At 63.4% G+C, this 11,638-nt stretch carries 11 protein-coding genes; 6 read left to right on the forward strand and 5 right to left on the reverse strand.

The annotated features are described in order from the left end of the window. Window positions 1-42 precede the first annotated feature (42 nt). The gene (locus tag FJ492_RS07585) at window positions 43-1,110 is read left to right on the forward strand and encodes an alpha/beta hydrolase (protein ID WP_140769304.1); all 1,068 of its coding nucleotides are present in this window, start codon (window positions 43-45) and stop codon (window positions 1,108-1,110) included. A gap of 176 nt (window positions 1,111-1,286) precedes the next feature. Here FJ492_RS07585 and pyk read toward each other — a convergent pair whose 3' ends face one another. Both pyk and FJ492_RS07595 read right to left on the reverse strand, forming a co-directional pair. Continuing rightward, window positions 1,287-2,717, reverse strand: a complete 1,431-nt coding sequence (pyk, locus tag FJ492_RS07590) for a pyruvate kinase (protein ID WP_140712999.1) — start codon at window positions 2,715-2,717, stop codon at window positions 1,287-1,289. Continuing rightward, window positions 2,714-3,160 carry a DUF1036 domain-containing protein gene (locus tag FJ492_RS07595; protein WP_245262044.1) on the reverse strand — a complete coding sequence of 149 codons (447 nt, stop codon included), beginning with the start codon at window positions 3,158-3,160 and terminating at the stop codon, window positions 2,714-2,716. The genes pyk and FJ492_RS07595 overlap by 4 nt, the downstream gene beginning before the upstream one ends. A gap of 287 nt (window positions 3,161-3,447) precedes the next feature. Between FJ492_RS07595 and FJ492_RS07600 the strand changes: the two genes are divergently transcribed. The 3 genes from FJ492_RS07600 to FJ492_RS07610 all read left to right on the forward strand — a co-directional run bounded on the left by FJ492_RS07600 (window position 3,448) and on the right by FJ492_RS07610 (window position 5,845). Beyond that, window positions 3,448-4,245 (forward strand): N-formylglutamate amidohydrolase, encoded by a 798-nt coding sequence (locus FJ492_RS07600; RefSeq protein WP_140769306.1) that lies wholly within the window; start codon window positions 3,448-3,450, stop codon window positions 4,243-4,245. An 11-nt stretch (window positions 4,246-4,256) separates the two neighbouring features. After that, complete coding sequence (locus tag FJ492_RS07605) at window positions 4,257-4,565, forward strand: DUF1244 domain-containing protein (RefSeq protein WP_140509032.1); 309 nt, start codon at window positions 4,257-4,259, stop codon at window positions 4,563-4,565. Between the two features lie 98 nt (window positions 4,566-4,663). Next, window positions 4,664-5,845 (forward strand): MFS transporter, encoded by a 1,182-nt coding sequence (locus FJ492_RS07610; protein ID WP_140509030.1) that lies wholly within the window; start codon window positions 4,664-4,666, stop codon window positions 5,843-5,845. On the opposite strand, the gene FJ492_RS07615 is transcribed toward FJ492_RS07610, so the two are convergent. Further along, window positions 5,803-6,717, reverse strand: a complete 915-nt coding sequence (locus FJ492_RS07615; RefSeq protein WP_140769308.1) for a LysR family transcriptional regulator — start codon at window positions 6,715-6,717, stop codon at window positions 5,803-5,805. The two genes, FJ492_RS07610 and FJ492_RS07615, sit on opposite strands and share 43 nt — an antisense overlap. 114 nt (window positions 6,718-6,831) lie before the next feature. Here FJ492_RS07615 and FJ492_RS07620 point away from each other — a divergent pair, with 114 nt between their 5' ends. Next, complete coding sequence (locus tag FJ492_RS07620) at window positions 6,832-7,041, forward strand: DUF680 domain-containing protein (RefSeq protein WP_140509026.1); 210 nt, start codon at window positions 6,832-6,834, stop codon at window positions 7,039-7,041. A gap of 88 nt (window positions 7,042-7,129) precedes the next feature. Then, complete coding sequence (locus FJ492_RS07625; RefSeq protein WP_140752051.1) at window positions 7,130-8,089, forward strand: SDR family oxidoreductase; 960 nt, start codon at window positions 7,130-7,132, stop codon at window positions 8,087-8,089. Between the two features lie 42 nt (window positions 8,090-8,131). Here the strand turns inward: FJ492_RS07625 and FJ492_RS07630 are convergent, their stop codons facing one another. Further along, the gene (locus tag FJ492_RS07630; RefSeq protein ID WP_015315312.1) at window positions 8,132-8,290 is read right to left on the reverse strand and encodes a DUF3309 family protein; all 159 of its coding nucleotides are present in this window, start codon (window positions 8,288-8,290) and stop codon (window positions 8,132-8,134) included. Window positions 8,291-8,386: 96 nt separating this feature from the next. Next, a complete protein-coding gene (locus FJ492_RS07635) occupies window positions 8,387-11,563 on the reverse strand; it encodes an efflux RND transporter permease subunit (RefSeq protein WP_140769310.1) in 3,177 nt (1,058 codons plus the stop codon). Window positions 11,564-11,638 lie beyond the last annotated feature (75 nt).

The following is an 11,638-nucleotide window of genomic DNA, read 5'->3' on the forward strand; positions in this document are numbered from 1 at the left end:
CCCCTACTCCCCTACTTATCCCCTCCATTCCCATATCCCCGCATGAACCTGATCTATGCCGCGCTCGCCTTCCTGATGGCGCTAGTCCTTGCCCTTGTCGGCGTGACCCGCGTCGGCTCATGGCTGATCGAGCACCGCAGTCCGCCGGCCGGCGAATTCGCCGACATCGACGGCGCCCTCATCCACTATGTCCACATTCCCGCCCCAGCCGATGCGGATCTGCCTCCGATCGTCTTCATCCATGGCGCCAGCGCCAATCTCAGGGATCAGATGCTGCCGCTGAGGCCACCGCTCGAAGGCCGTGCCGAAATGCTGTTCTTCGACCGGCCGGGCTTTGGCTGGTCGGGACGCGGCCCAGGCAACAATGAGGATCCATCGGCGCAAGCCGCAACCATTGCCGCACTGATGGACCGTCTCGGCATCAGGAAGGCAATCATTGTCGGCCATTCCTTCGGCGGCGTGGTGACGGCGGCTTTCGGCCGCGAGCATGCGGACAAGACGCTCGGCCTCGTCTTCCTGGCACCGGCAACCCATCCCTGGCCGGGCGGCGCGACGTCCTGGTACTACGACCTGACCATCATTCCGGTGATCGGCCGGCTGTTCTCCGAGACCCTGAGCTATCCTGCGGGAACGTTGCGGATGGCTGATACCACGACCTGCGTCTTCTCGCCCAACAAGGTGCCGGACAGTTATCTCGCGTCAGCCGCGATCCCGCTGGTGCTGCGGCCATCGGCCTTCCGCGCCAATGCCACCGACGTTGCCGGGCTCTATCGCTATGCGCTTGGCGCCGCGCCGCGTTACAAAGAAATCACGGCGCCGGCCGTGGTCATCTCCGGCGATCGCGACAAGGTCGTCTACGCGCATATCCATTCCGTTGGCCTGGTGCGCGACATCTCAGGTGCCGAGCTCGTCTGGGTGCATAATCTCGGTCACAAGCCGGACTGGATCGCCCCCGACCTCGTCATCGGCGCCGTCGAGAGGGTCGCCGGCAGGGACATCGATCTGGAGGCGATTGCCAGGAAGGTGGAGACACGGGTTGCCGGCGACGTCTATGGCGTGGGCAAATGCGCCGACATCAAGGGACCTGGAGCGGAGCTCGCGCCGACCTGATGCATGCCATCCGAAAATGGTCATCGCAAGATGCCGTCAGGAGCTGAGCGGCATGTACTGGGCCCCGATCAGTATCCGTACGACCCTATCCCTCGCGCAGGCCGGTTTCTCCAGCGAAGAAACCACGCGGAAGCCGCGGCAAGAGCGCTCAGGATCGCGACCAGGCTGGCGGCCGATTACCGGCCGGTTTCCGATCCGACATAGGCGATGCGCAGCATGTTGGTCGATCCCGGGGTCCGCAGCGGCACGCCTGCGGTGATGATCACCCGGTCGCCCGGCTTGCCAAAGTCTTCTTCCAGCGCAATGCGGCAGGCGCGGTTGACCATGTCGTCGAGATCAGTGGCGTCCGGCGACACGACGCAATGCGTGCCCCACAAAAGCGACAGCCGCCGCGCCGTGTTGAGGATCGGCGACAGCGCGATGATCGGTACTTGCGGGCGCTCGCGCGCGGCGCGCAGGCCGGTGGTGCCTGATGCCGTGTAGGTGACGATCGCCGACAGTTTCAGCGTTTCGGCGATTTCGCGGGCGGCCAGCGAAATGGCGTCGGCGCCGGTCGCTTCCGGCTCCGAACGCTGTGCGTTGATGATGCCGGCATAAGTCGGATCTGTTTCGACTTTGGTGGCGATGCGGTTCATCATGGCAACCGCCTCGACCGGATAAGCGCCCGCCGCCGATTCCGCCGACAGCATGACGGCGTCGGCGCCTTCGAAGACGGCGATCGAAACGTCGGAGACCTCGGCGCGGGTCGGCACAGGGGCGGTGATCATCGATTCCAGCATCTGCGTGGCGACCACCACAGGCTTGCCGGCGCGGCGCGCGGCGCGCGTGATCTGCTTCTGGATGCCTGGCACGGCTTCCAGCGGCATCTCGACGCCGAGATCGCCGCGGGCGACCATCAGAGCGTCAGACAATTCGATGATCTCGGCCAGGCGGGTGACGGCCTGCGGCTTTTCGATCTTGGCCATGATAAGCGCGCGGCCGCGCGCGATCTTGCGCGCTTCGGCCAAGTCTTCCGGCCGCTGCACGAAGGACAGCGCGACCCAGTCGACGCCCGTGGCGAGCACCGCGTCGAGGTCCTTGCGGTCCTTCTCGGTCAGCGCGCCGACCGGCAGGTCGGTGTCGGGCAGGCTGACGCCCTTCTTGTCGGAAATGGCAGTGCCGGCAATGACGGTGCAGACGATCGACTTGCCGTCGCTCTTCACCGCCTTCAGCTCGAGCTTGCCGTCGTCGATCAGGAGGCGATGGCCAGCCTCGACCGAACTCAGGATTTCAGGATGCGGCAGGTAGACCCTGGTCGAGGTGCCGGGCTCGGGATTGTCGTCAAGCGTGAACGTCTGGCCCAACGTCAGCACTTCCTTGCCGTTGGCGAACTTGCCGACGCGCAGCTTCGGACCTTGCAGGTCGGCCAGGATGCCGATCGGCCGGCCGACTTTTTCCTCGACGGCGCGGATGCGTGCGACCAGCGTGCGCATCAGCTCATGATCGGTATGGCTCATATTGATGCGGAAGACATCCGCACCAGCTTCAAACAGCTTCTGCAGCATCTCCTCGGACGAGGAGGCCGGACCGATTGTGGCTAGGATCTTGACCTTGCGGCTACGTCTCATTGACTATTCGTTCCCGGGGCGGCTGGGGCGCCTCCCGTTGCGGGCTCATCGGTGAGCTGGACCATCCAGCTTGCCTGTTCGCCCGTGTCATATTCCTGGAATCCGGCGCGCTGGAAGCCTCGGGCGACGCAGTCGCTTACGCCGGCGATCTTGAACTCTTTTTCAGCCACGCACATGTTGATCGGGCCGTCCCAGCGTCCACCGCGCTCCGCGTCTTCTGCATAAAGATAATAAAACCTTGATGACAGCGGCCCTTCGATCAACGTCTTGCAGCTCGATCCTTCGATATGCCACCAGCCCTCGGTGATCCAGCCGGCTTTGGCACGATAGCCGATGCCGACGCCGACCAGGTTCTGTGTGGCGTTACAGACGCGGAAATCGGCGCGCGCCGGCGAGGCCATGACCATTGCCGACACGCCGACGGTCAGGATCAGGAGCGGCATGGCGAAGCCGGAGCGCATGCGCTGCCTGCCGGCGGAACCCATTCCAAAACCCCTCAAGAACCACATCAGCATCTCTCTGCGCCCCTTTTCGGAAAAGTCCGGGCGCATGTCAACGCACCGTTTCAACCAATCCAATCGATTTAGGAAGGCTCCCGGCGCACCATCCGTCGCCCCTTGCCAGATTTCAGCGGAAACCTTGGCCAAACAACGGCATTGCGCACGCGTCGTCTTCGTGGAATGACGATAGCACCCTCCCCGGAAGCCAGCGAACAGCCCATTTCCCGCCAATGACCCGATCCACAGTTTTCGCGCCATTCGATATCGTCGAGGGCGACCGCAAGCGGGGCATCGTGCTCCTGGCCGATCATGCGCGCCGCGACCTGCCGGAGGAGTATGGCAGCCTGGGGCTGCCGTCGGTCGAATTCGACCGCCATATCGCTTACGACATCGGCGTCGAAGCCGTGACGCGCGAACTGGCGGCCCTGCTGGATGCGCCTGCGGTGCTCGCCAATTTCTCACGGCTGCTGATCGATCCCAACCGCGGCGAGGACGATCCAACCCTCATTCGCCAGCTCTACGACGGCACCATGATTCCGGGAAATTATCCCCTGGCGCCAGAGGAACGCGAAAGTCGGCTTGATCGCTTCTACCGTCCCTATCACGATGCGATCGGCGCCATGATTGCATCGGTCGCGCAAGCCGCCGGCAAGGCGCCCTTCATCTTCTCGGTGCACTCCTTCACGCCTGCCATGCAAGGCAAGCAGCGGCCCTGGCACGTCGGCATCCTCTGGGACAAGGACGACCGGGTGGCGCGGCTGCTGATCGACATGCTGGCTGAAGACAAAAACCTCGTCGTCGGCGACAACGAACCGTATGACGGCGCTCTGCACGGCGACACCATGTTCAAGCACGCCATCGTCAATGGCTATGCCCACGCGCTGATCGAAATCCGCCAGGACCTGATAGCGGACCAGAAGGGCGCCATCGCCTGGGCCGAACGGCTGGCGCCGATCGTTGACGCCATCGACCGCCGTCCCGATATACATGCGATAAAGATGTTCGGCTCGCGTACCGGGCCGCTATGACGGAGGTTTCGATGACCGAACTCAGCGACGAAAAGAAGCGCGACTTCGAAGCCGCTGCCTTTCGCCGGCTGGTCGAGCATTTGCGCGAACGCGGCGACGTGCAGAATATCGACCTGATGAACCTCGCAGGTTTCTGTCGCAACTGCCTGTCGAACTGGTATCGCGAGGCGGCCAATGCCGAGGGTGTCGATCTCTCGAAGGACCAGTCGCGCGAGATCGTCTACGGCATGCCCTATGCGCAGTGGCAGGCGCTCAACCAGACAGAGGCTTCGGACGCCAAGAAGGCGGAATTCGAAGCCAGGCGTCCCAAGGATCACTGAGTCCGTTTGGCCCAAATGCTTTCCCGAAAGAGCGCTTGACTGAAAATTGAATCGATCTAATTTGCCGGGCAAAGCCATTTTCTGACCGGATTCGCCTCATGAACGCGCCGAACGCCTTGCAGACTGCCATTCGCGGCCGATGGGCAGTCGCGGCTATTTTCCTCGCCAATGGCTTCCTGACCGGCAGCTGGGCGCCACAGATTCCGGTATTCCTGACGCGGCTGGACATCTCGAAATTCACGCTCGGCCTGCTGATCCTTTTGTTCGGGGCCGGCGCGGTCACCGCCATGACATGGTGCGGCCACCTGATCTCCAAACATGGCTCGCGCACCGTGCTGCGCTGGTTCGGTCTCTGCGGCAGCCTCGGCCTGCTGGTCGTGGCGCTGGCACCCGACGTGCCGCTGGCGGCCGTCGCCATGTTCATCTTCGGCGGCTCGATCGGCGGCATGGATGTAGCCATGAATGCCAATGCGGTGGTGGTGGAACGGCGGCTGGGGCGCGCCATCATGTCCTCGTCGCACGGCTTCTGGAGCCTCGGCGGTTTCGCCGGCGGCGCCCTTGGCGGCTTTGCCATCCAGAATTATGGCCACCTCGCCCATGCTTCGGTGGTGACCGCGCTTGCCTTCGCGGCAATCGCGGCGGCGGTCCCCCATATCGTGGCCGAAAACAGGCCGCAGGCGGCCGAGCATCATAAATTCGCTCTGCCGGCAAATCCATTGGTCTACCTGATCGGCCTGATGGCCCTGCTGACGATGATTTCCGAGGGCGCGGTGCTCGATTGGGCGGCGCTCTATCTGCGGCAGGAACTCGGCGCCGACCTCGCCATCGCCGGCCTTGCCTATGCGGCCTTCTCCGGCGTCATGGCGATCATGCGCTTTTTCGGCGATGGCGTCCGCAACCGCTTCGGCGCGGTGATGACACTGCGCGGCTCAGCCATTGTCGCGGCCGCCGGCATGCTGATCGCCGGCCTGTCGCCCTCGCCCTGGCTCGCCATATCAGCCTTTGCGCTGTGCGGCTTCGGCATCGCCAACATGGTGCCGATCATCTTTTCGGCCGGCGGCAACCAGGAAGGCATGTCGTCGGGCACTGGCATGAGCGTCGTCACCACCATGGGTTATTCCGGCATTCTGGTGGCGCCGTCGGCGATCGGCTTCGTCGCCGAGCATTCCAGCTTCGGCCCGATCTTCATCGCCATGGCGGTTCTGCTGATCGTCGTCTTGCTGATGGCTGGATTGGCTCACCGCGCCGAATTCGCTCCTGACGCGGCACCTGCCGAATAGCGCTTCAACTCCTCATGGAGAAAGTCAGCCACACGGCGGATGCGCACGCTGCCGCGCACGTCGCGATGCATGGCCAGCCATATCGGGAGAGCAGGCAATGGCAGTCCGGGCAACACCTTTTCCACCAGCGGATCGCGGTCTGCCAGCGGCTCCTGGCCAAGACCAATGCCGTTTCCTGCCCGCACCGCTTCCCAGAGCACGGTCTGATTGTCGGCCCTGAAGCGGAAACTGCTTCGGGTGACCGGGATACCATACTGGGAAAAGGCTCGGATCATCTCGTCGCTGCGATCGAAGCCGATCAGGGCGTGATGGACGAGATCGGCCGGTCCCATGGGACGGCCGCGCCCATCGAGATAGGAGATGGCCGCGCAGGCGCAGAGCGGGATATCGCAGACCTTGCGCGCCACCAGTTCGGTCTGCGCCGGCTTGACCATGCGGATGGCAATGTCGGCATCCCGGCGCAACAAGTTCTCGACCTGGTTCGACGCAACGATCTCGACCTCGATGCCGGGTTCCTCGATGCCGAGCCGCGCCATCATGTCGGGCAGCACATAGGCGGCCACCACTTCACTGGCAGCAATCCGCACCGTGCCTTCGATCGCCTCGACCGAGCCCAGCGCGAGCCGTGAGAAGGCACTAGCCTGTTCGCTCACCACCTTGCCGCGTTCGAATAGCGTGGCTCCCGCTTCCGTCAGCGCGTAGCCGTTTCGTCCGCGCCGGAAAAGCGTGACGCCAAGCGCCTGTTCCAACTCCCCGATGTGACGGCCAAGCGTCGGCTGGCTTGCCGACAGCTTTCGCGCCGCGGCCGACAGGCTGCCGGTTTCCGCCACGGTGACAAAGCTCTTGATCAGGTTCCAGTCGATGTCGTCCATTCAATAATGAATATCAAAACTGCATTCCTAGTCAATTTCAATTCATCGATGAAGCAATCATATTCACCCTGCAAACACCGATACGGACTGCAACAACCAATCAGGAGTAATCCAATGACCAAGATCGCACTCACAACCGCCGCCCTCCTCATCGCCGCCAACACGGCTTTTGCCGGCAGCGACAAGTTTGGCTCGGACAATGCCACCCAAACGACCGTCGTCACCACCGACAATGTGACCACCACGTCGATCAGCAAATCCGCGGCGACCAATCAGAAGCCTGTCGTCCAGGGCAGCAACCGCGACCTCTTCGGCAGCCGCTGAACGGCGGTCCTCGAAAATCCAGAAGCGGCGGGCTTGTCCCGTCGCTTCCAGGCAAACCCCCACTTGAAAACAGATAAGGAGACGAAGAATGACCAAGATCGCAATTCTCGGCGCCAATGGCCGGCTCGGTCGCGTGGTTGCCAAGGCCTTCATCGATGCTGGCTTCGATGTCCGCGCCGTCACTCGTACCGGGATGGTGCCGGCCGAACTTGAGGGCGTCACGGCGGTTGCCGGCGATGCGCTGGACCGTCAATCGCTGATCGAGGCCACCGAGGGCGTCGAAATCATCTTCAACGGCCTCAACCCGATCTACACCGACTGGGGCAAGTGCCTGCCGATGGCCGAAAATGTCATGGCCGCCTGCCATGCCAACGGCGCGCTGCACCTCTTCCCCGGCACCGTCTACAATTACGGCTCGCCAATGCCGGCGGTGATTACGGAAGACACCCCCTTCCATCCGACCACGGAAAAAGGCCGCATTCGCTGCGCCATGGAGGATTTGTTCCGCCGTGAGGCCGCGGCCGGCCGCGTGCGCACGATTCTTCTGCGCGCCGGCGATTTCTTCGGTGGCACCGGCAGCGGCTCCTGGTTCGACCAGATCGTCGCCGCCAAGATCAACAAGGGCATCTACACCGCGCCTGGTCCGTCCGATCTCGTGCATGAATGGGCCTATCTCCCGGACTTCGCAGTCGGCTTCGTCGCGCTGGCCCGCAATCTCGACAAGCTCGGCTTCTATGAGACGCTGAACTTTCCGGGACACGCCGTCACCGACCTTCAGATCAAGGCGGCCGCCGAGAAGGCCGTCGGCCATCAGCTCAAGATGACTTCCATGCCCTGGTGGGTGCTGCGCGCCGGCAGCCCGTTTGTGGCGATGTGGCGCGAGATCGTCTCGATGTCATACCTGCGCTTCGAGCCCCACCGGCTGGCCTCGACGCGGCTGGAAGGGATCATCGGCGAAATCCCGCATACGCCGCTCGATCAGGCGGTGAACAAAGCCTTGCAGGATATCGGCATCGCCGTCGCGCCCGCACGGCGCCAGGCCGCCTGATCGCGAGCTTGCTTGCAGGACTCGGCGTTGAATCGTTGCCGGTCAGATCCTTCCCAGCACAAGCAGGATCAGCACCACGACCAGGATGACGCCGACAATGCCCGATGGTCCGTAACCCCAGGAGCGCGAATGCGGCCATGCCGGCACCGCGCCGATCAGGATCAGGATCAGGATGATAACGAGAAGTGTGCTGATCGTCATTTTGAGCCCTCGCCGTCTGGTTGCATTCGAGGGAACAATGCAAAAGGCCGCCCGGTTGTTCCCGGACGGCCTTTGTTGCTTGGCTTGCGAAACGCTCTATTCCGCGGCCTTCGGGAAGCTGACTGCCGGCTCGGCGCCGACATCCGCCAAAGGCCCTTGGGACGAGATCTCGCCCTTGCCGCGCCGGAACAGGCGGCCGAACCAGCCGCGCCGCGCACCGGGCTTGACCTTGGCGCGCGTGAACACCATCAGCATCGACGGCGTCACCACCAGCGTCAGGATGGTGGCGAAGGACAGGCCGAAGACGATCGCCGAGGACAGCGAAATCCACCATTGCGTCGACGGCGCGTTGATCGTCGTCTCGTGATGGAAGATTTCGAGCCCAAGCCCGAAGGCGATCGGCAGCACGCCGAGAATGGCTGATACCGCCGTCAGCACGACCGGGCGGGCACGCTCGCGGCAGGTCTGCAGCACCGCGTCCATCTTGTCCCAGCCCTCTTCACGCAGCCGGTCGTAGGTGTCGATCAGCACGATGTTGTTGTTGACCACCACGCCGGCCAGCGCGATGACGCCGATGCCCGACATGACAATGCCGAACGTCTCGCCCGTGATCAGCAGTCCGAGGAACACGCCGATCGTCGCCATGACCACGCAGGACAGCACCAGCCAGACGCTGGTGAACTTGTTGAACTGCGCCAGCAGCACCAAGAAGATCAGGAAGATAGCGGCACCGAAGGCTTTGCTGAGGAAGGCGCTGGCCTCTGCGCTGTCCTCGTTCGAGCCGGCAAGCTTCCAGCGTATGCCGCTGCCGAGATTCATGTCGGTGACCGCCTGGGTGACCTCCTGCTGCACGGCGGCGACCTGGGCGCCGGCGGCGACGTTGGCCTGCACCACCACGGTGCGGGCGCCGTCGATGCGGTTGAGGATGCCGACGCTCGGCTTCGCCTTGCGCACCACGAAGTTCGAGATCGGCACCGATCCTTGCGAGGTCTGCACCCTGAGCTCGTCGAGCGTCGACAGCGTGCGCCGGTCCTCCGGCAAGCGCAGCCGGATATCGACCGCCTTGTCAGCACCGGCAGGCCGGTATTCCGAAAGCTTCAGGCCGTTGGTGACGAGCTGCACCACCGTCCCGACCGAGGTCGGGCTGATGCCATACTGGGCAGCCTTGGCTCGGTCGACCTCGAGTGCCCAGTCGACGCCGGGCGGCGGCAAGCCATCGGAAATATCGATGACGCCGGGCACCTTGGCGATGCGTGCCGCGACTTCGCGCGCCTTCTCGTCCAATCCCTTGGGGTCGATGGCCGAAAGCCTGATCTGGATCGGCTTGCCGGTCGGGGGGCCGGCTTCCGGCACGCGCACCTCGACATCGACGCCGGGAATGCCGGCCATGACGCCACGCAGGTCGTTCAGGATATCGTTGGCCGATTTACGCTCGCGCCAATCGATGAATTCGTACTGGATGACGCCGACGACGTCTTCTGGAACATCCTGGCCGCCGCCCTCGGACTTGCCGACGCGGGTATAGACCGACTTCACGCCCGGCCAGCCGAGCAGCCGGTTTTCGGCGATCTTGGTCGCGGTATCCATTTCGGCCAGCGAAAGGTTGCCGCGGGCATGCACATAGAGCAGACCGTAGTCGGGTTCGACGCTCGGGAAGAACTCGACGCCGGCTCCGTACTTCGAATAACCAACGAAGATGCCGGCCAGCAAGACGACGGTCAGCATCATCACGGTGATGGGGAAGCGTACTGCCTGCTTGACGACAGCCATGTACCAGCCATCGCGATTGCCATCCTCGTGATGCTGCGGCGCCTTGGCGAAGATCGCCCCCAGCGTCGGCGCGAAGACCAGCGCATAGAGCATCGAGGCCGACAGCGTGACGATCAGCGTGATCGGCATGTACTTCATGAAGTCGCCGATGATTCCCGGCCAGAACAGCAGCGGCGAAAAGGCGGCGATTCGCGTCATCGTTGCCGCGATGACCGGACCGGCCATGCGCTTGGCGGCAAGCGCGAAGGCTTCCTGCTTCGGCATGCCCTCGCTCATCCGTCGCTCGGCGAACTCGGTGACGATGATGGCATCGTCGACCAGCATGCCGACGGCCAGGATCAGGCTGAACAGCACGATCATGTTGATCGTGTAGCCCATCATGGCCAGCAGCAGGATGCCGATCAGGAATGATGACGGAATGGCCAGCCCGATGAGCAGCGAGGCGCGCCCGGACAGCGCGTAGAGGATGACGATGAACACCAGGATGACGGCGATCATCACGTGGTTCTGCAGATCGCCGAGCAACTGGTTGACGAAGACCGACTTGTCCTGCGTGTAGGTGACGTGCATCCCTTCGGGCATGGTCTTGACGAAGGTGTCGGACACCTCCCTGACCTTGGTGAGCGTGTCGATCAGATTGGCGCCGATGCGCTTCTTGACCTCGATGGCGATGGCCGGCTTGCCGTTGAGGCGCGTGATCGTCGTGGCATCGGCGAAGGTCGAGCGGATCGTCGCGATGTCCTTGGCCTGAACCACGGCATTGGGACCGGCAACCACGGGAAGTGCCGCCACATCCTCGGGCTTCTCGATCAGCGACGGCACCTTGACTGCGTATTTGCCCTGGGAGCCCTCGATGTTGCCGGCGGCGACCAGGCTGTTGGACGCACCGACTGCGCCGATCAGCTGATCGAGCTGCAAGCCATAGGAAGACAGTTTCATCGGATCGATGACGACTTCGACCAGATCGTCGCGGGAGCCCTGCAGGGAACCTTCCAGAACGCCGGGCACTTCCTCGATGCGGTCACGCAGTTCGCGCGCCGCGGCCGCCAGCACGCGTTCGGGCAATTCGCCCGACAGCGTGACGACGAGCACCGGAAATTCGGAAATGTTGACCTCGGTGACGACGGGCTCCTCGGCCGCCTGCGGCAGGTCGGCCTTGCCGTCCTGAACCTTGGAGCGCGTATCCTGCAGTGCCGTCGCCAGGTTCGTCTGCGGCTGGAACTCGACCAGCACATAGCCGCCGCCCTGGAAAGCGGCCGAGCGCATCTCCTTGAGGCCCTTCAGGCTCTTCAGCTTGCTTTCCATCGGCCGCAGCAGAAGGCGCTCGGAATCTTCAGGCGAAATGCCTTGATAGATGAGGCTGACATACATCATCGGAATCGGAACGTCGGGTTCCGCTTCCTTCGGTGTCGACTGATAGGCGACCCAGCCTGCAATCAGCAGGAAGACCAGGACCGAGATGGTCAGGCGGGCATTGTTGATTGCGAGTCTGACGATATCCATGACTTATGCCTGCTGTTGCTTTCGGGAGTGGCGAACGGACATGCTGTCGCCGGGCAAGGCCCGGCGCCGGCGCCT

This window comes from Mesorhizobium sp. B2-5-4, from assembly GCF_006441095.1.
GTDB classification, from domain to species: domain Bacteria; phylum Pseudomonadota; class Alphaproteobacteria; order Rhizobiales; family Rhizobiaceae; genus Mesorhizobium; species Mesorhizobium salmacidum.

Excerpts from the sequence above, each read along its gene's own strand:
- FJ492_RS07625 (WP_140752051.1), top strand. The coding sequence starts at position 7,130 with ATGACCAAGATCGCAATTCTCGGCGCCAATGGCCGGCTCGGTCGCGTG.
- FJ492_RS07610 (WP_140509030.1), top strand. The coding sequence starts at position 4,664 with ATGAACGCGCCGAACGCCTTGCAGACTGCCATTCGCGGCCGATGGGCA.
- FJ492_RS07595 (WP_245262044.1), bottom strand. The coding sequence starts at position 3,160 with ATGCCGCTCCTGATCCTGACCGTCGGCGTGTCGGCAATGGTCATGGCC.
- FJ492_RS07635 (WP_140769310.1), bottom strand. The coding sequence starts at position 11,563 with ATGGATATCGTCAGACTCGCAATCAACAATGCCCGCCTGACCATCTCG.
- FJ492_RS07630 (WP_015315312.1), bottom strand. The coding sequence starts at position 8,290 with ATGACGATCAGCACACTTCTCGTTATCATCCTGATCCTGATCCTGATC.
- FJ492_RS07600 (WP_140769306.1), top strand. The coding sequence starts at position 3,448 with ATGACCCGATCCACAGTTTTCGCGCCATTCGATATCGTCGAGGGCGAC.
- FJ492_RS07620 (WP_140509026.1), top strand. The coding sequence starts at position 6,832 with ATGACCAAGATCGCACTCACAACCGCCGCCCTCCTCATCGCCGCCAAC.
- pyk (WP_140712999.1), bottom strand. The coding sequence starts at position 2,717 with ATGAGACGTAGCCGCAAGGTCAAGATCCTAGCCACAATCGGTCCGGCC.
- FJ492_RS07585 (WP_140769304.1), top strand. The coding sequence starts at position 43 with ATGAACCTGATCTATGCCGCGCTCGCCTTCCTGATGGCGCTAGTCCTT.
- FJ492_RS07615 (WP_140769308.1), bottom strand. The coding sequence starts at position 6,717 with ATGGACGACATCGACTGGAACCTGATCAAGAGCTTTGTCACCGTGGCG.
- FJ492_RS07605 (WP_140509032.1), top strand. The coding sequence starts at position 4,257 with ATGACCGAACTCAGCGACGAAAAGAAGCGCGACTTCGAAGCCGCTGCC.